This is a genomic window from Goekera deserti (assembly GCF_010685995.1).
Taxonomy (GTDB): Bacteria; Actinomycetota; Actinomycetes; order Mycobacteriales; family Geodermatophilaceae; genus Goekera; species Goekera deserti.
Window position 1 is genome coordinate 170,211 of sequence record NZ_JAAGWK010000021.1, and the last position, 22,911, is coordinate 193,121.

General features: G+C 74.5%; 20 protein-coding genes. 14 read left to right on the forward strand and 6 right to left on the reverse strand.

Annotated elements, in window-relative coordinates; translation table 11 throughout:
• Positions 1–5: 5 nt before the first annotated feature.
• Positions 6–575: a PadR family transcriptional regulator gene (locus G1H19_RS14980; protein WP_162393622.1), complete on the reverse strand. Its 570-nt coding sequence runs from the start codon at positions 573–575 to the stop codon at positions 6–8.
• Between the two features lie 156 nt (positions 576–731).
• On the opposite strand from G1H19_RS14980, the gene G1H19_RS14985 reads away from it, so the two are divergent.
• From G1H19_RS14985 to G1H19_RS14995, 3 genes are all read left to right on the forward strand, one after another.
• Positions 732–1,154 (forward strand): DUF5318 family protein, encoded by a 423-nt coding sequence (locus tag G1H19_RS14985; RefSeq protein WP_235928429.1) that lies wholly within the window; start codon positions 732–734, stop codon positions 1,152–1,154.
• Positions 1,155–1,625: 471 nt separating this feature from the next.
• Positions 1,626–3,845 (forward strand): transglycosylase domain-containing protein, encoded by a 2,220-nt coding sequence (locus G1H19_RS14990; RefSeq protein ID WP_152731858.1) that lies wholly within the window; start codon positions 1,626–1,628, stop codon positions 3,843–3,845.
• A 17-nt stretch (positions 3,846–3,862) separates the two neighbouring features.
• The gene (locus G1H19_RS14995; protein WP_235928427.1) at positions 3,863–5,374 is read left to right on the forward strand and encodes a glycosyltransferase family 87 protein; all 1,512 of its coding nucleotides are present in this window, start codon (positions 3,863–3,865) and stop codon (positions 5,372–5,374) included.
• A 63-nt stretch (positions 5,375–5,437) separates the two neighbouring features.
• Here G1H19_RS14995 and G1H19_RS15000 read toward each other — a convergent pair whose 3' ends face one another.
• The gene (locus tag G1H19_RS15000; protein WP_174278103.1) at positions 5,438–6,256 is read right to left on the reverse strand and encodes a deoxyribonuclease IV; all 819 of its coding nucleotides are present in this window, start codon (positions 6,254–6,256) and stop codon (positions 5,438–5,440) included.
• Between the two features lie 181 nt (positions 6,257–6,437).
• On the opposite strand from G1H19_RS15000, the gene rpsF reads away from it, so the two are divergent.
• The 5 genes from rpsF (at position 6,438) to dnaB (ending at position 11,173) form a co-directional block, all read left to right on the forward strand.
• A complete protein-coding gene (rpsF, locus tag G1H19_RS15005; protein ID WP_162393620.1) occupies positions 6,438–6,728 on the forward strand; it encodes a 30S ribosomal protein S6 in 291 nt (96 codons plus the stop codon).
• Positions 6,729–6,730: 2 nt separating this feature from the next.
• Positions 6,731–7,231 carry a single-stranded DNA-binding protein gene (locus G1H19_RS15010; protein ID WP_152731860.1) on the forward strand — a complete coding sequence of 167 codons (501 nt, stop codon included), beginning with the start codon at positions 6,731–6,733 and terminating at the stop codon, positions 7,229–7,231.
• 35 nt (positions 7,232–7,266) lie between these two features.
• The gene (rpsR, locus tag G1H19_RS15015; RefSeq protein WP_162393619.1) at positions 7,267–7,503 is read left to right on the forward strand and encodes a 30S ribosomal protein S18; all 237 of its coding nucleotides are present in this window, start codon (positions 7,267–7,269) and stop codon (positions 7,501–7,503) included.
• Between the two features lie 2 nt (positions 7,504–7,505).
• On the forward strand, positions 7,506–7,961 hold the full coding sequence (rplI, locus tag G1H19_RS15020) for a 50S ribosomal protein L9 (protein WP_152731861.1): 456 nt from the start codon (positions 7,506–7,508) through the stop codon (positions 7,959–7,961).
• Positions 7,962–8,560: 599 nt separating this feature from the next.
• Positions 8,561–11,173 carry a replicative DNA helicase gene (dnaB, locus tag G1H19_RS15025; RefSeq protein WP_162393618.1) on the forward strand — a complete coding sequence of 871 codons (2,613 nt, stop codon included), beginning with the start codon at positions 8,561–8,563 and terminating at the stop codon, positions 11,171–11,173.
• Positions 11,174–11,293: 120 nt separating this feature from the next.
• Here dnaB and G1H19_RS24065 read toward each other — a convergent pair whose 3' ends face one another.
• Entirely contained in the window at positions 11,294–11,560 is a 267-nt protein-coding gene (locus G1H19_RS24065; protein ID WP_162393617.1) for a metal-sensitive transcriptional regulator, read from the reverse strand.
• Between the two features lie 239 nt (positions 11,561–11,799).
• Between G1H19_RS24065 and G1H19_RS15035 the strand changes: the two genes are divergently transcribed.
• Positions 11,800–14,031: an MMPL family transporter gene (locus tag G1H19_RS15035; RefSeq protein ID WP_152731864.1), complete on the forward strand. Its 2,232-nt coding sequence runs from the start codon at positions 11,800–11,802 to the stop codon at positions 14,029–14,031.
• A gap of 224 nt (positions 14,032–14,255) precedes the next feature.
• On the opposite strand, the gene G1H19_RS15040 is transcribed toward G1H19_RS15035, so the two are convergent.
• Entirely contained in the window at positions 14,256–15,206 is a 951-nt protein-coding gene (locus G1H19_RS15040; protein WP_152731866.1) for a DMT family transporter, read from the reverse strand.
• A gap of 541 nt (positions 15,207–15,747) precedes the next feature.
• Between G1H19_RS15040 and G1H19_RS15045 the strand changes: the two genes are divergently transcribed.
• The 4 genes from G1H19_RS15045 (at position 15,748) to G1H19_RS15060 (ending at position 19,395) form a co-directional block, all read left to right on the forward strand.
• The gene (locus tag G1H19_RS15045; protein ID WP_152731868.1) at positions 15,748–16,392 is read left to right on the forward strand and encodes a CGNR zinc finger domain-containing protein; all 645 of its coding nucleotides are present in this window, start codon (positions 15,748–15,750) and stop codon (positions 16,390–16,392) included.
• An 80-nt stretch (positions 16,393–16,472) separates the two neighbouring features.
• Positions 16,473–17,507 carry a LacI family DNA-binding transcriptional regulator gene (locus tag G1H19_RS15050; RefSeq protein ID WP_162393616.1) on the forward strand — a complete coding sequence of 345 codons (1,035 nt, stop codon included), beginning with the start codon at positions 16,473–16,475 and terminating at the stop codon, positions 17,505–17,507.
• Between the two features lie 18 nt (positions 17,508–17,525).
• On the forward strand, positions 17,526–18,470 hold the full coding sequence (locus G1H19_RS15055; protein ID WP_202926027.1) for a carbohydrate kinase family protein: 945 nt from the start codon (positions 17,526–17,528) through the stop codon (positions 18,468–18,470).
• Between the two features lies 1 nt (position 18,471).
• Positions 18,472–19,395 (forward strand): pseudouridine-5'-phosphate glycosidase, encoded by a 924-nt coding sequence (locus tag G1H19_RS15060; protein ID WP_217269550.1) that lies wholly within the window; start codon positions 18,472–18,474, stop codon positions 19,393–19,395.
• Between the two features lie 175 nt (positions 19,396–19,570).
• Here the strand turns inward: G1H19_RS15060 and G1H19_RS15065 are convergent, their stop codons facing one another.
• Complete coding sequence (locus tag G1H19_RS15065) at positions 19,571–20,158, reverse strand: class I SAM-dependent methyltransferase (protein WP_152731871.1); 588 nt, start codon at positions 20,156–20,158, stop codon at positions 19,571–19,573.
• 39 nt (positions 20,159–20,197) lie between these two features.
• Here G1H19_RS15065 and G1H19_RS15070 point away from each other — a divergent pair, with 39 nt between their 5' ends.
• Positions 20,198–21,610, forward strand: a complete 1,413-nt coding sequence (locus G1H19_RS15070) for a DNA polymerase IV (RefSeq protein WP_162393615.1) — start codon at positions 20,198–20,200, stop codon at positions 21,608–21,610.
• A 6-nt stretch (positions 21,611–21,616) separates the two neighbouring features.
• Here G1H19_RS15070 and G1H19_RS15075 read toward each other — a convergent pair whose 3' ends face one another.
• Complete coding sequence (locus G1H19_RS15075; RefSeq protein WP_152731873.1) at positions 21,617–22,828, reverse strand: DUF4185 domain-containing protein; 1,212 nt, start codon at positions 22,826–22,828, stop codon at positions 21,617–21,619.
• Positions 22,829–22,911: the final 83 nt, after the last annotated feature.

The following is a 22,911-nucleotide window of genomic DNA, read 5'->3' on the forward strand; positions in this document are numbered from 1 at the left end:
GTGGGTCAGTTCGGGGGGTCGGGCGGCGGGTTGCGTTCGCGGTCGATCAGCTCGGCCAGCCAGCGCACCTCGCGGTCCACCGACTCCAGCCCGTGCCGCTGCAGCTCGAGGGTGTAGCGGTCCATCCGCTCCCGGGTGCGGGCGAGGGTGGCGCGCATGCCGTCGCGCTGCTGCTCGACCAGGCGGCGGCGGCCCTCGAGGATCCGCAGCCGGACGTCGGCGGCGGTGTGCGCGAAGTTGGCGAGGTGCACGCTGAACTGGCCGGCGTCGTCGTAGGCGTCCGGGCCGGCCTCGCTGACGAGCTGGGCGAACCGCTCCCGCCCCTGGGGGGTGATGGTGTAGACGATCTTGCCGCGACGGCCGGTCAGCGGCGGGGCGCCCGCGGGCAGCAGCGTGTGCAGGTCGCGGTCGTCGGCGGCGATCAGCCCGGCGCCCTGCATCCGCTTGAGGGCCGGGTACAGCGATCCGAAGGAGATGCTGCGCCGCCCGCCGAGCACGGTGGCGAGCTCCTTGCGCAGCTCGTAGCCGTGCACGGGCGCCTGCTGGAGCAGGCCGAGGATCGCGAACTCGAGCACCCGGCCTCCCTCCGACCATCGTGACGATGTATCGGGACGATACATGCAGGACCCTGTCCTCCTCCCGCCTCGCAGGCTCGGCGTGAGCCTCTGAACGGGGCCGCGAGGGCGTCGGACCCCTCGTCCGGAGGGTGCCCGCTGCGTAGGATCGAGCCCGTGACCGGGCGCCGATCGGTGGTGGACCACTCGTTGCAACGGCGTGCCGTGCTCGCCGCCGTCCACTCCGGACGCACCGCGCGGGACGAGGTGTGCGACGCGGGCCCCTACCTGACCCGGGCGGCCGAGTTCCACGGTGAGCCGCTCGACGTCCCCTGCCCGGTCTGTGGCCGGCAGCGGCTCACCCGGGTCAACTACGTCTACGGTGAGGCACTGGGCCTGACGGCCGGCCAGGCGAAGACGTCCGCCGAGCTGGTCCGGATGGACGCAGCGCAGGAGGAGTTCTCCGTCTACGCCGTCCAGGTCTGCCGCAGCTGCGGCTGGAACCACCTGGACCAGTCCTACCTGCTGGGGGCCGAGCCGGTCCCGGGGCAGGAACGCCGCCGGAACCGGCGCCGCACCGCCACCGAGCAGCACCGGTAGGGGTCCGGCTCCTGCCCGGACACCGGCCACGGCTGCCGTCCGCCGTGACGGTCGTCGCCGGGCTGGCGGGCGGGCCTTCCCCCCGACTCACAGCCCCAGACAGCATCCTGTGCTGGGACCATCGGGCCGCAGTCCGCGTCCCGCCCACCTGACCGTCCAGCGCACCGACCGAGGAAAGGGGCCACCGCCGTGCCTCCCCACGACGAGACCTCCCCCGTCGGATCGCGTTCCGGCTCGGTCCGGCGTCCCCCGCCGGACCGGTCCCGCCCGACCGGCGGCGGCGGTGGCCGGTCATCCGGTGGCCGGCCGTCCTCCGGTGGCCGGTCGTCCTCGGGTGGTCGGCCGTCCGGTGGTCGCCCCGCGGCGAGCGGTCGCGGTGGCGGCCGGGCGCGGACGACGGCCACGCGCACGGGCACCCGTCCGGCCGGGGCGCGCAAGAAGAAGCGGCCCCGCACCCGCAAGCAGCGCTGGATGCGCCGGTTCAAGTTCCTGCTCGGCGGCGTCGCCGGGCTGTTCGTGCTGTTCGCGGTGTTCATCGGCGTCGTCTACGCCACCACCGAGGTGCCGTCGCTCAGCTCGCTGCAGACCAACCAGTCCTCGATCATCTACTACTCCGACGGCACCACCGAGATGGACCGGCTGGGCACGGAGAACCGCACCAACGTCACGATCGACCAGATCTCCGAGCCGGCCAAGTACGCCGTGCTGGCCGCGGAGAACCGCAGCTTCTACACCGACCCGGGCATCTCGTTCACCGGGATCGTGCGTGCCGCGTGGAACAACGTCACCGGTGGCTCGACGCAGGGCGGGTCGACGATCACCCAGCAGTACGTGGGCCTGTCCTTCCTGGACAACACCACCAGCTACTCGGGCAAGTTCAAGGAGATCTTCCTGGCGGTGAAGCTGGACAACACCGTCTCCAAGGACGAGATCCTGCAGAACTACCTGAACACGATCTACTACGGGCGCGGCGCGTACGGCATCGAGGCCGCGGCGAACACCTACTTCGGGGTGCCGGCATCCCAGCTGACCGCGGAGCAGGGGGCGGTGCTGGCCGTGCTCATCCGCAACCCGACGTTCTACGACCCGGAGAGCAACCCCGAGGGCGCGCAGGACCGCTGGGGCCTGGTGCTCGACGGCATGCAGGGCGAGGGCTGGCTGACCGCCGAGCAGCGTGCGGCGGCGGTGTACCCGCAGGTCATGCCCCGGGTGACGAGCACGTTGGGCACCCTGCCCGAGGGCCCGGAGGGCCTGATCGTCACCCAGGTCCAGGACGAGCTGGCGGACGTCTACGGGTACGAGCGGGACGAGCAGCAGACCGGCGGTCTGCGGATCACCACGACCATCGACAAGCCCAAGCAGGACGCCGCGGTCGCGGCCGTGGCCGACGTCATGGAGGCAGACGCCAGCAACGGCGGGGACACCGAGCTGCGCCAGGCACTGGTCGCGGTCGACCCGCGCACCGGTGGGGTGCTGGCCTACTACGGCGGTTCCCTGGGCACCGGCACCGACTACGCGCAGGCGCAACGCGCCCCCGGCTCGTCGATGAAGCCCTACACCCTGGCGGCCGCGCTGGAGGAGGGGATCAGCGTCAACGCCCGGCGGGACGGCAGCTCGCCGCAGACCTTCCCGGACCGCACCCAGCCGGTGCGCAACTCCGGGAACGCGCAGTGCGCCTCGTGCACGCTGGTGCAGGCGATCACCCGCTCGCTGAACACCACCTTCTACGGCCTGGCCTACGAGGTCACCCCGGAGAAGGTGCGCGACGTCGCGCTGGCCGCCACCGGCATGCCCGACATCTGGCCCAGCGGCTACCTCAACGGTCAGCGGACCCTGTCCGTCCCGACCGACCCTTCCCTTCCCCCGTCCCCGCAGACGCAGTCGGCCGGCGCGGCCATCGGCATCGGTGAGTACGCCATGCGCCCGATCGACCAGGCCGCCGGCTTCGCCACCTTCGCCAACGGCGGCCTGCGGCACGCCACCCACTTCGTCGCCCGCGTCACCGACACCACCGGTGCCGTGCGGGTCGACAACACCACCGGCGACGAAGGCACCCAGGCCGTGCCGGCCGACGTCGCCAACGACGTCACCTTCGCCCTGGAGGGCGTCGCGTCCTACTCCAAGCGGGCCCTGGACGGCGCGCGGCCGGTGGCCAGCAAGACCGGCACCCAGGGGCTCAACGCGCAGGACAACTCCGACGCCTGGATGGTCGGCTACACCCCGTCGATCTCCACCGCGGTGTGGATGGGCAAGGACAACACCAACGACCCGATCGTCAACGCCAACGGCGGGATCATCTTCGGGTCCGGGCTGCCCGGTGCCATCTGGCAGGAGTTCATGGACACCGTCCTGGACGGGACGCCCGAGGAGCCGCTGCCCACCAAGGCGCTGATCCGGGGCGACACCGGCCGGGGCGTGCCGGAGGCCACCACGGCGCCGCAGACCACGCAGCCGCGGGCCACCACCCAGGCGCCGGCACCCACGACCGACGCCCCGGCGCCCACCGCGGAGTCCGAGCCCACGGCGACGGCGACCACCGAGGCGCCGCCGCCCACGGTCGCAACGCCGACGACAACGGTGCCGCCGCCCGCGCAGCCGTCGGTGCCCGTCGCCCCGGGGGTGCCGCCCACGCAGCCCGGTACACCGCCGGGGCAGGGCCTGCCCGCCCCGCCGACCCAGCCCGACCGCTGAGCCCGGCAGACCCGGGCGTGAGCGCGACGCACCCGGCACCCGGGCAGCCGGCACCCACCGACCGCGCGGCACCGGACCTGCCCGACCGGGTGGTGCCGAGCTGGAGCGACCGGGTCGTCGCCCAGGCCAGCGAGGCGTTCGGTGGCCCCTGGGGCCGGCACGCCGTCACCGGCCGGGCCCTGTTCTGGACGCCGCTGCGGATCTGCCTGCTGTTCACCGTGGCGGTGCTGGCGCTGGCCTGGGCCAAGCAGGACCCGTGCGCCGACGGGAACTGGACGGGGTCCAAGCAGTACACGCACTTCTGCTACTCCGACACCGTCCCGCTGTTCGGGCTGCGCGGGCTGGCCGACGGCTCGGTGCCCTACCTGGACTCCCCGCTGGAGTACCCGGTGCTCACCGGCGGGTTCATGTGGGTCGCGGCCTGGGTCGCCCGGGGCTACGACCAGCTGACCCAGTCGGTGGGCGTGCTGCCGGCCGTGGTGCCGGTGCAGAGCTACTACGTGGTCACCTGCCTGCTGCTCTCGGTGTGCGCGCTGCTCACCACCCGGGCGGTGCTCGGGCTGGCCGGCCGCCGCCCGTGGGACGCGGCGATGGTCGGGCTGTCCCCGCTGCTGTTCGTGCACGCCTTCACCAACTGGGACCTGTTCGCGGTGGCGCTGTCCACCCTGGGGCTGTGGGCGTGGGCCCGCCGGCGCCCGGCGCTGGCCGGCGTGCTGATCGGCCTCGGGGTCGCCGCGAAGCTCTACCCGGTGCTGCTGCTCGGCGTCCTGCTGGTGCTGTGCCTGCGGGCCGGGATGCTGCGTGCCTGGGCCACCGCGGCGGCCGGCGCCGCCGTCGCCTGGCTGGCGGTCAACGTGCCGATCGCCGTGCTGGCCCGGGAGAACTGGCTGGAGTTCTTCACCCTCAACAGCAGCCGGCCGGCCGACCCGGACACCATCTGGAACCTGGCGCTGACGGCCACCGACAACCGGCTCTTCGACGGCCCGCTCGCGCCCGGGCAGACGCCGTCCGAGCTCAACGCGGTGATCGCCGTCGGGCTGGTGCTGCTGGCCGCCGCCGTCGGCTGGCTCGCGCTCGCTGCACCCGTGCGGCCGCGGGTGGCCCAGCTGGCCTTCCTGCTGGTCGCCGGGTTCCTGCTGGTCAACAAGGTGTGGAGCCCGCAGTACTCGCTGTGGCTGCTGCCGCTGGCCGTGCTCGCCCGGCCCAGCTGGCGGGCGCTGCTGCTCTGGCAGGCCACCGAGGCGCTGCTGTGGGTGCCGCGGCTGCTCTGGTACCTGGGCACCGACAACAAGGGCGTCGACGTCGGCTGGTTCTTCCTCGCCGTCGGCATCCGGGACGTCGCCGTCCTGGTGCTGGTGGCCCTCGTCGTGCGGGACGTGTGGGACCCTGCTCGCGACCTGGTGCGGCGCAGCTGGCCCGGCACCGACGACCCCGCCGGCGGCGTGCTGGACGGCGCCGCCGACCGGTTCACCCTGCGCCGGCGCCCCCAGGTGGACCCGACCCCGCCCAGCATTGATCAGCTGAGCTGATCACCGTCCGTCCTGGCTCACCAACGCTGGTGAGCTCGGCGGGAGTTGGATCAGCTCAGCTGATCACCGTACGGGCAGCGCCGAGCGCAGCAGCTCGATCTCCGCGGCGTGCGAGGCGGCGTCGCCCGGGGTCTCCAGCACCACCGGGCAGCCGGCGTCGGCGGCCACCTGCAGCAGCAGCTCGGTCGGGATCTCCCCGCCGGACAGCGGTGCGTGCCGGTCGCGGCCGGAGCCGGCGGGGTCGCGGCTGTTGTTCAGGTGCACCAGGTCTATCCGGCCGGTGACCGCCCGCACGTCCTCGACCGCGGTGGCCAGGTCCCAGCCGGCGGCCCAGGCGTGGCAGGTGTCCAGCACGAAGCCGGCACCGAACTCGCCGACCGCGTCCCACAGCCGGGCCAGCGCGTCCAGCTCGCGGGCCATCGCCTTGTCCCCGCCGGCGGTGTTCTCGATCAGCACCGGCAGGCCGAAACCGCCGTCGTCGGCCTGGCGGGCGAAGGTCTTGCGCCAGTTGTCCACCCCGGCCGCCGGGTCGTCCTTGGCCAGCACGTGCCCGCCGTGCACCACCATGCCCCGGGCGCCGACCGCCACCGACGCGGCCGCGTGCTGGGCCAGCTGCTTGCGGCTGGGGATCCGGATGCGGTTGTTCGTCGACGCCACGTTCAGCACGTACGGCGCGTGCACGAACACCGCGACGTCGCCGGTGCGCAGGTCGGTCTCGTCCGGCCGCGGGAGCGGTGCCTTCCAACCCTGCGGGTCGGCGAGGAACACCTGGACGGCGTCGGCCCGCACCTCCGCCGCGCGGGCCAGGGGGCCGCCGTCGAGCAGCTCGTTGTCGTCGGTGAGGCCGGGGCCGACGTGGACGCCGATCGGGTGTGCAGACACGTCCGCGACCCTAGGCCGGTGCACCGGCAGCGGGGCTGTGGACGACCGGTCCGCTCCTCTCCCGACGGCTGGTAACCTGCTCGGAGCGCGTCCTGGCTCCTGCCCGGGCGCGCGACGCGTGTACAGCCCTCCTGTCGCAGATCGACTGCGGCCGCTGAGACCAGAGGAGGTGGGGTTCTCCGTGCGTCACTACGAACTGATGATCATCCTCGACCCCGAGCTCGAGGAGCGCACCATCGCTCCCAGCCTGGACAGGTTCCTGACCGTCATCACCAACTCCGGCGGCACCGTCGGCAAGGTGGACGTGTGGGGCCGTCGCCGGATGTCGTTCGAGATCAAGAAGAACGTCGAGGGCATCTACGCCGTCATCGACATCGACGCCACTCCCGCTGCGGTCATCGAGCTGGACCGTCAGCTGAACCTCAACGAGTCCATCCTGCGCACCAAGCTGATGCGGCCCGAGGTCCACTGACCATGGCCGGCGAGACCATCATCACCGTCATCGGCAACCTGACTGCCGACCCGGAGTTGCGGTTCACGCCGTCCGGCGCAGCCGTCGCGAACTTCACCATCGCCTCGACGCCGCGGACGTTCGACCGCCAGTCGTCGGAGTGGAAGGACGGCGAGGCCCTGTTCCTCCGCTGCAACGTCTGGCGCCAGGCGGCCGAGAACGTCGCCGAGTCGCTCACCCGCGGATCGCGGGTCATCGTCTCGGGGCGCCTCAAGCAGCGTTCGTTCGAGACGAAGGAAGGCGAGAAGCGCACCGTCGTCGAGCTCGAGGTCGACGAGGTCGGCCCCTCGCTGCGCTACGCCACCGCGAAGGTCACCAAGGCCAACCGCGGTGACGGCGGCGGCGGTGGTGGCGGCTTCGGCGGCTCCTCCGGTGGCGGCTTCGGCTCCTCCGGTGGCGGTGGCGGCGGGTCCAGCGACCCGTGGTCCACGCCCGCGCCGTCGTCCGACGAGCCTCCTTTTTGATCCACTCTCCCCAGCACTGACCCAGGAGACCCCCTGTGCCCAAACCGCCCATCCGCAAGGTCAAGAAGAAGGTCTGCCAGTTCTGCAAGGACAAGGCGACCGGTGTCGACTACAAGGACACCACCCTGCTGCGCAAGTTCATCTCCGACCGCGGCAAGATCCGCGCTCGCCGGGTGAGCGGCAACTGCAGCCAGCACCAGCGCGACGTCGCCGTGGCCGTGAAGAACAGCCGCGAGATGGCCCTGCTGCCCTACACGTCGACGGCGCGCTGATCATGAGCGACTCACGACTCATCCTCACCGCGGAGGTCACCGGTCTCGGTTCCTCCGGCGACATCGTCGAGGTCAAGGGCGGGTACGCCCGCAACTACCTCCTGCCCCGCGGCCTGGCCATCCAGGCCACCAAGGGTGCCGAGAAGCAGATCGCGGCCCTGCGCCGCGCGCGTGCCAGCCGCGAGGCGCACACGCTCGAGGACGCCAAGGCCCTCGCCGGCTCGCTGTCGAAGCTGACCGTGACCCTGCCGGCCAAGGCCGGTCAGGGTGGTCGGCTGTTCGGCCGGATCACCACGGCCGACGTCGTCGCCGCGGTCAGCGCCGCCGGTGGCCCCGACCTCGACCGTCGTCGGGTCGAGCTGCCGAACAGCATCAAGAGCACCGGCACGCACACGGTGACCGTCCGGGTCCACCCGGAGGTCACCACCGAGGTCACCCTCGAGGTCGTCGCCAGCTGAAGAGTGCCCCCCTTCCCCCCACCCTTCGCAGGCTCAGGGCGGGACCCTGGAGGGGGCCGTGCACGGCTCCTGTGGGGGCGTCGGACCCCGGTCCGGCGCCCCTGCAGGTGTTCCCGGAGCATGCAGGCGGGCGCTGTGCCCCGGGTGCGCCGGACGAGTCCTGCCAACAGGCCCGCGCCGCTTCGGCGGCACCTGTGGAGGCGGAACGCCCCGTCCCAGGGCGCGGACCGGTGCGCCACGCCGGGGCCGAGAAACTTCGGTGACTTCTTCCCGTCCACAGGCTGTCCGGCACGTTGCCGCAGGTGAGGAGCGTGTCGCGGGCCGCCGGGCGGCCGCCGTCCCCCGCTGCCTCCACACGGCGCCTCCGTGCGTCCACCGACTTGTCCACAGGTTGTGCAGAGAGGCGTCCCCAACGGTGTTGGACGCCGGCCCCGCGGGTTCCTAGCGTCGACCCCAGCAGCCGCGGGGCACCGTCCCGCGGCATGCGCCCGGCGGCCGGCGTTCTGTCGGTACGGGGCGCTAAGCAGTACCCGACACCGACGGCGCCGACCTGGCGCCGCCGGCGGCGACGACGTTCGTGGAAGGTGGGGGACCAGCGCGTGGCAGTGGTCGACGACATCAGCCGGCCCAAGGCGGCGGCGCCGGAGTACGACCGGCAGCCCCCTCAGGACGTCGCTGCCGAGCAGTCGGTCCTCGGCGGGATGCTGATGTCCAAGGACGCCATCGCCGACGTCGTGGAGGTCCTGCACGGCAACGACTTCTACCGACCCGCCCACCAGATCGTCTACGACTGCATCCTCGACCTCTACGGCCGCGGCGAGCCGGCCGACGCCATCACCGTCGCCGCCGAGCTGAATCGCGCCGACCAGCTGTCCCGGATGGGCGGCGCGGTCTACCTGCACACCCTGATCGCCTCCACGCCCACGGCGGCCAACGCCGGCTACTACGCCGCGATCGTGGCCGAGCAGGCCGTGCTGCGCCGGCTGGTCGAGGCCGGCACCCGGATCGTGCAGATGGGCTACGGCGCCGCCGGCGGCGGGGGCGACGTCGACGACATCGTCGACCGGGCCCAGCAGGAGGTCTACGACGTCACCGAGAAGCGCATGAGCGAGGACTACTCGCGCCTCGAGGACGTCCTGCAGCCCACCATGGACGAGCTGGACGCGATCGCCTCCCGCGGTGGCACCGCCCGCGGTGTGCCCACCGGCATCCGCGACCTCGACGAGCTGACCAACGGCCTGCAGGCCGGCCAGATGATCGTCATCGCCGCCCGTCCTGGCGTGGGCAAGGCCCTGGCCCTGGACACGCCGCTCGCCACGCCCGGCGGTTGGACGACGATGGGCGAGATCACCGTGGGGCAGCAGGTGCTCGGTGCCGACGGCCGGCCGACCACGGTGGTGGCCGCGACCGAGGTGCTGCGCGGGCGCCCCTGCTTCGAGGTGCACTTCTCCGACGGCTCGGTCGTCGTCGCCGATGCCCAGCACCAGTGGCTGACCCACGACCGGGCCAGCCGGCGCGCCGCGCAGGAGGCCCGGGCGGCCGGGGGCACGCGGGCGCCGCGTCAGGTCCCCGCGGTCCGGACGACCGAGGAGCTGGCCCGCACCCTGCGCTGCGCCACGGCGGACGCCCGGCTGAACCACTCGGTGACCAACGCCGCCCCACTGGAGCTGCCCGACGCCGACCTGCCGGTCCCGCCCTACGCCTTCGGGGTGTGGCTGGGCGACGGCTCCTCCGCGGCGGCCCAGTACACCAGCGACGACCCGGAGATCGCGGTCCACATCGAGGCCGAGGGCCTGGTCGTCACGCCGACCGGCGCCGACCGGCGGTACTCCCTGCGGCTGCCCGCCCACCCACCGGTGGCCGAGCGGACGTGCCCGATGTGCGGCGGGTCGTTCCTGCCGAGGACCTCGCAGGTCCAGACCTGCGGGAAGGCCTGCGGCGGGCGTCTGCGGGCCTCGGGCGGGGTCGGCCGCAGTGCCACCTGCGCCGAGTGCGGCGGGCCGTCCGCCGGCCTCGCGCAGTGCCAGGGGTGCCGGGACCACCACGGGACGGTGCAGGCGCGGCTGCGTTCCCTGGGCGCGCTGGGTGACAAGCACATCCCCGTCCGGTACCTGCGGGCGTCGGTCGCCCAGCGACGGGCGCTGCTCGCCGGCCTGCTGGACAGTGACGGCACGGTCGCGCCGAACGGCGTGGTGCAGTTCGCGGTGACCAGCCGGCGGCTGGCGGAGGACGCCCGGGAGCTGATCGCGAGCCTGGGCCACCGTGTGCGGATGTCGCGCAAGCCCGTCGCCGGGCGCGGCCCGGACTCCTCGACCTGCTTCACCCTCACCTTCAGCACCGACGACGAGGTCTTCCGGCTGGAGCGCAAGAAGCTGGCGCACAAGGAGCGAGGTGCGCGCACGTTCACCGCTCGGGGTGTCCGGTTCATCACCGACGTGCGGCCGGTGGACAGCGTCCCCGTGCGGTGCATCCAGGTCGATGCCGACGACCACCTCTTCCTGGCCGGGCGCAGCTTCATCCCGACCCACAACTCGACGCTCGGGCTGGACATCGCGCGCTCGGCCGCCGTGAAGCACGGCAAGGCCGCCTGCATCTTCTCCCTGGAGATGAGCAAGCACGAGATCACCATGCGTCTGCTGTCCGCCGAGGCAAAGGTGCCGCTGCACCACATGCGCGCCGGCACGCTGAGCGACGAGGACTGGTCGAAGCTGGCCCGTCGGATGGGTGAGGTCGCCGATGCGCCGCTCTACATCGACGACTCCCCCAACATGACGATGATGGAGATCCGGGCCAAGGCGCGGCGGCTCAAGCAGCGCAACGACCTCGAGCTGGTGGTCATCGACTACCTGCAGCTGATGACGTCGGGCAAGCGGGTGGAGAGCCGCCAGCAGGAGGTCTCGGAGTTCTCCCGCGCGCTGAAGCTGCTGGCCAAGGAGCTCGAGGTGCCGGTGATCGCGATGAGCCAGCTGAACCGTGGGTCCGAGCAGCGTCAGGACAAGAAGCCGATGCTGTCGGACCTCCGCGAGTCGGGCAGCATCGAGCAGGACGCGGACATGGTCATGATGATCCACCGCGAGGACATGTACGAGAAGGAGTCCCCGCGGGCCGGCGAGGCCGACATCATGCTGGTCAAGCACCGCAACGGCCCCACCGCCAACGTCACGGTCGCCTTCCAGGGCCATTACAGCCGCTTCGTCGACATGGCCAACTGACCTGCCCCGTCCGGGACTCCGGTCCCCGGTGGCAGGCAGTGGCCCGTCAGCGGCCAGTAGGGAGCCCGACGTGGCCGCTGACGGGTCACTGCTCGCGGTCAGCCGCCTGCCTGGGCGCGGTCAGGCCAGGGCCAGGAACAGCTTCTCCATCTTCTTCACGTCGACGCCGTCCAGGCCCTCGTCGGACTCCGCGAGGCAGTGCTGCAGGCCGGTGGCGACGATCGCGTAGCCGCTGCGGGCGATCGCCTTGTTCACGGCGGCCAGCTGGGTGAGCACCGACTCGCAGTCCGAGCCCTCCTCCATCATCCGGATGACGCTGCCGAGGTGGCCGTGCGCTCGCTTCATGCGCGTGATGATCGCCTTGATCTCGGTGGGTTCGAGGTCCACGGGTCCTGCTCTCTGGGTCTGGTGGCGGTCGACCGCGCCGGACCCGCGCCCCGCGTGACGGGCCCGAGGTGGGACGGCGGCTGCTCGGGGTCGGTGGGCTGACCGCCGACCCCCTCGATGGGACGAGCTCAGGCTACAACCCCCTGGGGGGATCTGCTACGGTCGCGCTGCTTTATCCCCCCGGGGGGATGCAGGCGATCCACGAACTCCTCCCGGCACGGACCCACTGGAGGCCCCGCATGACGTCGACCACCGGCCGACCCCCTGCCCTGCTGCCGCCCGACCCCGCCGCGCCGGGCGCGGCACGAGGCGACACCCCCGACCCGGTGGGTGTCCGACGCCGGTTCGGGCCGCTGGGGCGGCTCGGTCTGGCCGTCGTCGACCACGGCCGGGTCACCGCGATCGTGTGGCTCCTGCTGGTCATCGGCCTCGGCGCCTTCGCCCCGCGGGTGGAGGCCGAGCTGTCCGGGGCCGGCTGGCAGGCCGACGGCTCGGAGTCGGTGGCGGTCCGCGAGCTCGCGCAGGACCGGTTCGGCGGCAACGCCAGCCACGCCCTTCAGGTCGTCGTCCACTCCGACGACGGCCCGGTCACCCAGGGCCGGGGCGCGGAGGTGCTGGCGCAGGCCACCGCCCTCCTGGAGGCCGACCCGCGGATCTCGTCCGTCGTCCAGCCCCAGCCCGGTGCCATGCTCTCCGCCGACGGGTCCACGGCCGTCCTGCTCGCCGGGGCCGACGCCGACACCAACGACATGGTCCGCGCCGCCGACGCGCTGACCGAGCCGCTGGAGGCCCTGTCCGGGGACGGCGTCGAGGTCGACCCGACCGGCTCCTCGCAGCTGTGGAGCGACTTCAACGAGGCCAACCTGCAGGCCATGCTCCAGTCCGAGCTGCTCTCCTGGCCGCTGACCCTGGCCATCCTGGTGGTCGCGTTCGGTGCCCTGGTCGCCGCCGGGCTGCCACTGCTGTTGACGCTGGCCGGGCTCGTCGCCTCCGCCGGGTCGTTGGTGCTGGTCAACCAGCTGGTGCCCGTCTCCATCTGGGCGCTGAACTTCGCGCTGATGTTCGCCCTCGCCCTGGGCATCGACTACGCGCTGTTCGTCGTCGTCCGGTTCCGGGCCGCGCGCGCGGCCCAGGCGGCGGCCGGGCAGCAGGGCCGGCCGGCTGCGCGGCTCGCCGTCGCCGAGACCATGGACACCGCCGGCAAGGCCGTGCTGCTGTCCGGCGTCACCGTCCTGGTCTCGCTGAGCGCGGTGATGATCGTGCCCAGCCCCTCGTTCCGCTCGATGGCCGGCGGGATCATGCTCGCCGTCGTCTTCGTGCTCGCCGCCACCCTCACCCTGCTCCCGCTGGTGCTGGTGCGGCTGGACCACCGGGTCGACGCTCTCTCCCTGCCGTGGACCGCGCGCGCCGAGCACCGGTCCCCGCGCTTCGCCGCCTGGGGTGCCCACCTGTGGAAGCACCCCGTGCTCGCCGGGGTCGCGTCCACGGTGGTCCTGCTCGCGCTCGCCGCGCCCGTCGTCGGGCTCAGCACCGCCATGCCCTCGATCGCGGTGCTCCCGGAGGATGCCCCGGCGCGCGAGGGCTACGACCGGGTGCAGGAGGCGTTCGGCGTCGGGGCGCCCGGCGCCCTGCAGGTGGTCGCCGACGCCGCCGACGCCGACGCCACCGTGCAGGTCCTGGACCAGGACCCCGGGATCGCCGCGGTGGCGCCACCGGTGCCCGCCACCGACGGCAGCGCGCAGGTGCTCGTGCAGGCCGCGCCCACCGTCGACCCGTCCGACCCGGCACTCGCCGAGACCGTGGACCGGCTGCGGGACCAGCTCCCCCGGTCGGCGCTCGTGGGTGGCGCCGCGGTGGAGAACCTGGACCTGGAGTCCGAGCTCGACGCCGTCACCCCGGTGGTGGTCGTGACCGTCCTGGTGCTCGGGTTCCTGCTGTTGCTCGTCGCGCTGCAGGCGCCGCTGATCTCCCTGCTCGGCACCCTCGTCAGCCTGCTGTCCACGGCCGCCGCGTTCGGCGTCGCCCGCCTGGTCTTCCAGGAGGGCATCGGGGCCGGCCTGCTGGGCTTCCAGTCGCAGGGCTTCCTGGACGCCTGGGCGCCGGTGTTCTTCTTCGCGATGATCTTCGCGATCGCGATGGACTACACCGTGTTCCTGCTGGCCTCGGCCAAGGAGCACTGGGAGCGCACCGGTGACCCGCGGGAGGCGATGGTCGGCGCGATGGCGCACTCCGGCCGGGTCGTCTTCGCCGCGGGCGCGGTGATGGTGGTCGTCTTCGCCACCTTCGCGCTCTCCGGCCCGCTGCCGCCCAAGGAGATGGGCATCGTGCTGGGCGTCGCCGTCCTGCTGGACGCCTTCCTGGTGCGGCTGGTGCTGCTGCCGGTGCTGCTGCGCCTCACCGGCCGGGCCGCCTGGTGGACCCCGGCCTGGCTGGCCCGCGTGCTGCCCGACATCCGCTTCTCGCACTCCTGACCCCCGCACCCGCCACCCGCACACCGAGACGATCGAGAGGGACGACATGTGCCGAGCAACCCCCTGCAGCACCTGCGGGAGGACCACCTGGGCCGGCTGCGGCCAGCACGTCGCGCAGGTCCGGGCGAGCGTGTCCGCCGCGCAGTGGTGCCCCGGGCACCCGGGCGCCACCGAGGCGCGACGCTCGCTGTGGAGCCGGGTGCTGCGCCGCTGACGGCCGCAGGTCAGCCCGCCCGGCGCCGCTCCACCGGCAGGTGCACCGGCGGCGTCGGGAACGGGCTGGCCCCGACGACGCCGCCGGCGGCCGCGGCCAGCTCCGGCTGCTCGCGGCCGGCGCTGCGCCGGGCCAGCACCAGGACGCCGCCGACCAGCAGCACCACACCGATCAGCTGACCGCTGCGGGCGACCGCGCCCAGGGCCAGCGACTCACCGAACACCGGGCCGGCCAGCCCGATCGCGATCAGCGGCTCCAGCACGGCCATCGCCGGCAGCGACTCGATGAGCGCACCGGTCTGGTAGGCCCACTGGGCCATCGTGATGCCCACCGCGCCGCTGAGGACCAGGGCGTAGAACGGCCAGGACACCAGCCAGCGGTCGACGTCCACCTCCACCAGCGCCTTCAGCTGCAGGCCGGTGCTGCCGAAGCCGCACCCGGAGGCGATGCCGAGCACCAGGGCCCGGTGCGGCGCGTTCGGCCGCAGCGCCCACACCGCCGCGAGCAGGGCCACCCCCACCGCCGCGGCGACGCACAGCCCGAGGGCGAGGTCGGTGGCCCCGCGGCCCTCCCCGGGGTGCGCGGCGAGCAGGAAGACACCGAGTCCGACGACGACCACCACCGCCGCCGCCCACTGCACCCGGTCGGGCAGGGCGCGGCCCGGGTGCAGCCGGTCCACCACCGCACCCAGGACCAGCGACAGCACCAGACCGCTGGACAGCAGCGGCTGCACGAGCACCACCGCACCGTGGTGCAGCGCGAAGGCGTGCAGGGTGAGGCCGACCACCGCGGCGAACTGACCGGCCAGCCAAACGGGGTGCCGGATCAGCTTCTGCAGCAGCCGGAGCACCCGCCCGGCGCCCTGCCCGGAGTCCACCGAGCTGGCCGCCCGGTGCTGCACCACGGTCGACACGGCGAAGGCGGACGCGGAACCCAGGGCCAGCAGGACGGCGGCGATCACGCGGCACCGCGGCGGCCACGGCACCCGGCCGGCCGGGGCGCGGGTGCGCCGGGCCGGTGCGGGCGGTGGTGTGGCAGCTGGTCGCTCACGGGTGCCCCTGTCGCTCGTCGCACGGTCCTGTCGCCCCCCAGTGGACCAGGCCGGACCTGCCCCGGCGCGCCCACCCGCCCGATCATCGCCGGTTCCCTGGCGATCCGCTGCCAGCGACCTGCCCGTCAGCCGCCACCCGGGCAGGTCCCGGGTCGACACGGGCACCCGCGGAGGACGGCGACCCGGACCACCCCGGCCGGTTCGGCGCGCCCGTCGCCCTGACCTGCGACGACGTGTCGGCAACCGGTCAGGACGGTGTCCCGCGGCCGACCGGAACCGGCTGGAGGGGTGTCCGGGGCCGGCCGAACCGTCTCGGCGACGCCCCGGACGTCGTCCCGAACCGGGTGGGCCGGTTACCGCACGCCGGTCACCGCACCGGCCGGTGGCAGCCGGGTACGACACGCTCCGTGACGTCCCACCGGCAGGGCGGCCACCGGCCGATCATCGGGGGATGACGTTCGTGATGGTCGGGGGTCGGCTGAGCCTGGACTTCGTCGCCACCCTGACCGAGCGCCGGCACGAGCCGGTCGAGCAGCTGCTCGAGCCCCGCGACCTCTCCACGTGGGCCGGTGAGGTGGCCCTGGTCGACGAGGACCTGGACGTGTCCCCGGACGAGCTGGCCGAGGCCCGCGCCCTGCGCGAGGCGATGCACCGGGTGGTGCTCGCGCGGACCGCCGAGGGACAGCTGCGCGCCGCCGACATCGCCGCGCTGAACCGGGCCGCCCGGCACGCCCCGGTGGCCCTGCAACTGGCCTGGAGCGGGGGGCTGCGCCGCCGGGGCGACGTCCGGCAGGTGCTGGCCAGCATCGTCCGCGACGTGCTGGAGCTGCTGGACTCCGACCAGCTCGCGCGGGTGCGGGAGTGCGACCGGGAGGAGTGCACCCGGCTCTACGTCGACGCCTCGCGCACCCGCAACCGCCGCTGGTGCGACATGGCCGAGTGCGGCAACCGCGCCAAGGTGGCCGCCTTCCGCCGTCGTCAGCACGGCTGGGACGAGCGCACCGGCCCGCTGTGGACCGGGCCGCCGGTCCCGCTGACCGCCATCCGCGGCCGCGAGGAGCCGCTGCGCCGGTCGGAGGTCGTCCCCGACCCCTGAGGACGGCGGGCCGTCACGCTGCGCAGCGGGGACGGGGACCGGTCGACCGTGACGGGTCCGCACCCGGCACGATGTCCGCCATGGACGAGCCCGTGCCACGTGTGCCAGCGAACCGGCCGGGTGGGCGGGCCCGGGCGGCCGACGTCGCCGCCGCCGCGCGGGTGTCGATCGCCACGGTGTCGCTGGTGGCCAACGGCAAGGCGGCCGGACGCGTCTCCATGCAGACCCAGGCCCGCGTCGAGCAGGTGATCGAGCAGCTCGGGTACGTGGCCGACCCGGCCGCCCGCAGCCTGGTCACCGGCCGCCGGCAGTGCATCGCCCTGCTCGCCCACGACATCACCAACCCGTTCATCTCGCTGATCGCGGCGGGGGTGACCCGGGCCGTGGGCACCGGCACCCAGCTGCTGCTGGCCTCCGCCGGCGCCGACGTGCGCCCCGACCTGGCCCGGATCGCCGCGTTCGGGGTGGACGGCATCCTGGTCGACCACCCGGCGTCCGAGCACGTGGCCGGGCTCGGCGTCCCGGTGGTGCACCTGGACGACCCGGACGCCGACGAGAGCCTGCCGCGCGCCTACTTCGACCTCGCCCCCGGCGGCGCGCTGCTGGCCGGGCACCTGGCCGGGCTGGGCCACCGGCGGCTGCTGTACCTGGACGCCACCCGGCCGTGGGCCACCTTCGCCCGCCGGCGCACCCACCTGCTGACCGGGCTGTCCAAGCTGGCACCGGACACGATCGTCACCCCGGCCCGCTCGGACATCGACATCGACACCACCCGCCAGCTGGTGCGCCGCACCTGGCCCCGGTGGCGGGTCGACGGGGTCACCGCGATCGTGACCGCGACCGACGTCCAGGCGTTCGGGGTGCTGGCCGGCCTCGCCGACCTCGGGGTGTCGGTGCCGGGGCAGGTGTCGGTGGCCTCGTTCGACAGCGTGCCGTTCGCGCAGCTCACCGCGCCCCCGCTCACCGCCGTCGCACTGCCGGCCGAGCAGCTCGGGCACACCTCGGCGACCCTGCTGCTGGCACTGATCGACGGCCGGGAGCTGGGCAGCCGGGTGCAGGTCATCCCGTCGTCGCTGGACGTCCGGTCGTCCACCGGGCCGGCCGTCACCCGCTAGGTCAAACGCTTGACTAGCATGGCCGCGACCTCGACGGACGACGGCTGGAGGACGGCGATGGCACCGGTGCTGCTGGTGGCCCTCGGCGACCTCGTCGAGGACGTCGTCGTGTGGGTGGACGGGCCGGTGCGGCACGCCACCGACAACCCCGCGCGGGTCACCCGCACCCGGGGCGGCAGCGCGGCGAACGTGGCGGTGCTCGCCCGCGCGCAGGTGCCCACCCGCTTCCTCGGCCGGGTCGGCGACGACGCCCTCGGCCACGCGCTGGTCGCCGGACTGGCCTCCGCGGGCGTGGACGCCCGGGTGCAGACCGCGGGGCGCACCGGCTCGATCGTGGTCCTGGTCGACGACACCGGGGAGCGCACGATGTTCCCCGACCGGGCCGCCTCCGCCGAGCTCGCCGACGTGCCGACCGACTGGCTGGACGGCGCGACGGTGCTGCACGCCCCGGCCTACTGCTTCGCCGCCGAGCCGTTCGCCGGCACCGCCGTCGCCCTGCTCCGCGAGGCCCGCTCCCGCGGCGCGCTGACCAGCATCGACGCCGCCTCGGTCGACCTGCTGCAGACCATCGGCGCCGCCCGGGCGCACGCCCTGCTGGCCGACCTGGCCCCCGACCTGCTCTTCGCCAACGCCGCCGAGGCCGCGGTGCTGGCCCTCACCCCCGCCGACCTGGCCGGCACCACCCTGGTGGTCAAGGACGGCGCCGGCCCGGTCCGGGTCGCCCCTGCCGGGGGCACGCCGTTCACCGTCGAGGTGCCGCCCGTCGACGGCGTCCGGGACACCACCGGCGCCGGGGACGCGTTCGCGGCCGGCTGCCTGGCCGCGCTGCTGGCCGGCGGCGCGTCGCCGGCCGACCCGGTCGCGCTGGCCGCCGCCGTCCGGGCCGGCACCGCGCTGGCCGCCACCGTCCTGCGCCAGCCCGGCGCGACCCTCCCCGCCCCCACCAGCACAGGAGCGCACTGACGTGCCTGCCCGCCCCGCCCTGACCGACGCCCTCGTGGTCTCCGAGCCGGTCGCCGCCGCGCTCCGCGAGGGCCGCCCCGTGGTCGCCCTGGAGTCGACGATCTTCTCCAACCTGGGCCTGCCCGCCCCGGCCAACGCCGAGGCGCTGGCCCGCTGCACGGCCGTCATCGAGCGCGGCGGCGCGGTGCCCGCGGTCACCGCGGTCATCGACGGCCGGCCCACCGTGGGCCTGGACGCCCGAGCCGAGGAGCTCATGCTCACCGGCAGCCGGAAGGTCGCCGAGCGGGACGTCGCCGTCGCCGTCGCGCAGGGCTGGCAGGCGGGCATGACCACCGTGTCGGCGTCGGTCGCGCTGGCGCACGCCGCGGGCATCGAGGTGTTCGCCACCGGCGGCATCGGCGGGGTGCACCGCGGCGCCGAGCTGACCGGCGACGTCTCCGCCGACCTGGACGCCCTCGCCAGCCATCCCGTCGTCACCGTCTGCGCCGGGGCGAAGGCCTTCCTGGACCTGCCGCGCACCCTGGAGCACCTGGAGGCCACCGGCGTGCCCGTGCTCGGCTGGCGGCACGACTGGTTCCCGGCCTTCTACTCCCGCTCCAGCGGGCTGCGGGTGCCGCACCGCGTCGAGGACGCCGCCGTGGCCGCCGCGGTGCTGCGCAACCGGGTGCGGGAGGACACCGGCGTGCTGGTGACCGTGCCGATCCCGGAGGCCGACGAGATCCCCGCCGCCGAGATCGAGGCCGCGCTGCAGACGGCCCTGGACGCCAGCGCCGCCGCCGGCGTCACCGGCCCGGCGATCACGCCGTACGTGCTCGCCCGGATCGAGCAGGAGACCACCGGCAACAGCATCCCGGCCAACCTGGCCCTGGCCGAGAACAACGCCGCCGTCGCCACCGAGATCGCCGTCGCCCTCGCCCGCACCTGACCCCTCCCCCGGCCATTTCCGCGGAAACGGCCGGCTGCGGTGACCGACTCGAGCGGCCCTTTCCGCGGGAACGGCCGGGTGGGGTGCCCGCTCGGGCGGCCGTTCTCGCGGGAACGGCCCCGGGGGTGACCGGTTGGGGCGGCCGTTCGCGCGGGGACGGTCGTCGGGGCGGGGGTCAGGTGCTCAGGACGGCGACCAGGAAGTCCGCGTCCGGGGTGGCCGGCCGCAGGTCCCAGGTGCTCAGCTGCAGGTCGACGCGCCAGCCCACGGCCCGGGCGTCGTCCAGGAACTCGGGGAAGGGGTAGCCGCGGTCGGCGCCGAACCCGATCGCCGCGCGCCCACCGGGCACGACGTGGGCGAGGAAGCGGGCCAGCACCCGCCGGCGGGTGGACGGCGCCAGGAACGCCATCACGTTGCCCGCGCACACCACCGCGTCGAACCGGCCGGGCAGGGCCAGCTCGGCCAGGTCGCCGACCAGCCAGGTGGGGCCCGGGTGGTCGGCCCGTGCCGCCGCGACCAGCACCGGGTCGGCGTCCACCCCGACCACCTCGTGCCCCGCTGCGGCCAGCGCGGCACCCACCCGGCCGGGGCCGCAGCCGGCGTCCAGCACCCGGGAGCCGCGGGCCAGCATCGCGTCCACCAGCCGGGCCTCGCCGTCCAGGTCGAAGCCCTCCGCGGCCAGGGAGCGGAAGCGCTCGACGTAGCGGTCGGAGTGCTCGGGGTCCGCGGCGGCCTGCCGCGCCCACTCGTTCTGCTCGGTCATCGCAGTGATCATGCCCGGCGGTGGAGGACCATCGCAGCTGTGCGGCGCGACCCGAGCATCCTCCACCTGGACCTGGATGCCTTCTTCGCCGCCGTGGAGCAGCGCGACAAGCCCTCGCTGCGCGGCCGGCCGGTGGTGGTGGGCGGCACGGGCGGCCGCGGGGTGGTGTCCACGGCGTCCTACGAGGCGCGGGCGTTCGGCGCCCGCTCGGCGATGTCGACGATCGAGGCCCGCCGGCTCTGCCCACCCGGGACGGCGTTCCTCGGGTCCCGCTTCGCCGCCTACCGGCGGACCTCCGACGTGGTGATGGCGCTGCTGCGCGAGCTGTCCCCGCTGGTGGAGCCGGTGTCCATCGACGAGGCCTACGTCGACCTGGCCGCCGGGGACCACGACCTGTCCGTGGCCGGCGTGACCGCGCTGGCCACCGACCTCAAGGCCCGGATCGCCGCTGCCACCGGCGGGGTGACCGGCTCGGTCGGCATCGGCACGTCCAAGGCGATCGCCAAGATCGGCTCCGAGCTGCGCAAGCCCGACGGCTTGACGGTGGTGCCGCCCGGTCAGGAGCTGGACGTGCTGCACCCGCTGCCGGTGCGCAGCCTGGGCGGGGTGGGGCCGGCGACCGCCGAGCGCCTGCACCAGATCGCGGTGACCACCGTGGGCGACCTGCACCGCCTGTCGCTGGTCGACCTCACCTCGCTGCTCGGCCAGGCGCACGGCACCGGACTGCACCGCCTGGCCCGCGCGGACGACGACCGGCCGGTGGTGGCCGACCGGGAGGCGAAGAGCGTCTCGGCCGAGGAGACCTACGCCCGGGACCTCAGCGACCCGGTGCGCCTGGGCGCCGAGGTCGACGCGCTGGCCCGTCGGGTGGGCACCCGGCTGCGCAGCTCGGGCACCTCCGGGCGCACCGTGACGCTCAAGGTGCGCCGGCCGGACTTCAGCACGCTGACCCGCTCCTCGACACTGCCGCAACCGATCGACGACCCGAGGCTGATCGCCGAGGTCGCCCACCGGCTGCTGGCCGGCATCGACCGGCACGCCGGGGTGCGGCTGCTCGGCGTCGGCGTCTCCGGACTGGCGACCTTCGTGCAGGGCGACCTGTTCGCCCTGGACGAGCCGCCCACCACGACCGACCTCCCGGTCGACGAGAGCCCGGACCCGGAGCAGCCCGCGCCCACGGCGGCGGTGCCCTGGTACCCGGGGCAGGACGTCGAGCACGACGAGCACGGCGCCGGCTGGGTGTGGGGCAGCGGGCTGAACCGGGTCACGGTGCGGTTCGAGGGCCCGCGGACGCCGCCCGGCCGGGTGCGCACCTTCGCCGGCGACGACCCGGCGCTGCGCCCCGGCTCCCCGCCGGACTGGACCCCGCCGGACCCGAGCGCGCCGGACCCGAGCGGGCCGGACCCCAGCGAGCCGGACCCGACCCCGCCGGACCCGACGGCGGCGGGGTGAGCCCGTTCAGGCCGCCGGCGCCCGGCTGAACTGCGGCTTGTACAGGTCGCCGTCGGCGAGGTGGGTCGTCCACGACTCGTTGTTGCGGCTGACCGAGACCAGCAGGCCGCCGCCGTCCAGCGGCACGTCGGGGTGGGCCAGCGCCGTGTAGGTCAGCTCGCCCGGCACCGCGTAGGACGGCGAGGACCCGATCACCTGCTCGGTCCACGGCCCGGTCGCCGACGGCGCCCGCAGCGCGACCACCTGGTCACCGAGGTACTCGTCCTTCTTGGTCACCCCGTGCCAGGTGCCGTCGGCGGCGCGCCAGATCGACAGCGCGGTGGACACCCCGCCGCGGGCGTCCTTGACCGGGGTGGCGGCGCCGGCGTCGGTCGCCCAGCCGGCGCCGTCCCAGAACCGCCAGGCGGCGAGGTCGGTCACCGCGCCGGCGGGCACGCGCGCCACGTACAGCGCCTTGCCGAACAGGGTGCGGTCCTCGACCCGCCGGGTGCCGTACACGTACGTCGCGCCGTCGTCCTGGGCGACCGCCGTGCCCCACTGGACGACGTCGTCGGAGGTGCCGGCGGACGGCGTGGGCGTGAGCCCGGTGAACACCGGGCTGCCCCCGGGCACCAGGTCGAAGGACGCCAGGTGGGTGCCGGTGGTGGTGAAGTCGGTCGAGCCCGGGACGGCGGTGCCGCGCACCCGGAACACGCTCAGGTACAGCCGGCCGCCGTCGAGGAAGGCGTGCTGCGGCCAGTGGAACTCCCCGTCCGCGGCGTTGGGCACCACCTCCCCGCCGTCCGGGCCGGTGACGCCGGTCAGGCAGCCGCCGTCGGCGACCACCAGGCTGTTGTGCACCAGCCGGGAACCGGCGGCGCGGGACCCGTCGGCGCGCTGGGCGCCCTGGAAGGAGTCGGCGAAGACCCACAGCAGCCGGCCGTCGGGCAGCCGCAGGCTGGAGCCCTGGTCGCCGCCGGACCACCGGTCGTCGTTGAGGTCGTCGAAGGCCTGCTGCCAGCCCTCCGGCGTGGTCGGCGCCGGGACGGTGCACGGCGCCGGGCCCACCCGGACGCCGGCGACCGGGCCGTCGGTCAGCGTCACGGCGGGGACGACCGGCCGGCCGGCCGGCGCCGGCTGCTCGGTCGCGGCCCGGGCGACCGGGACGACCAGCAGCGCCAGCCCCAGCGCCGCCACGGTCGCGGGCAGCAGGCGGCGGGCGACACGGGGCAGGGGCACGGGAGCGCATCGACCGGTCGGTGCCCGCGCTGGAGCTGCTGGACGCCCTGGTCACCCGGTCGGGTGGGGAGGTGCCACCCGTC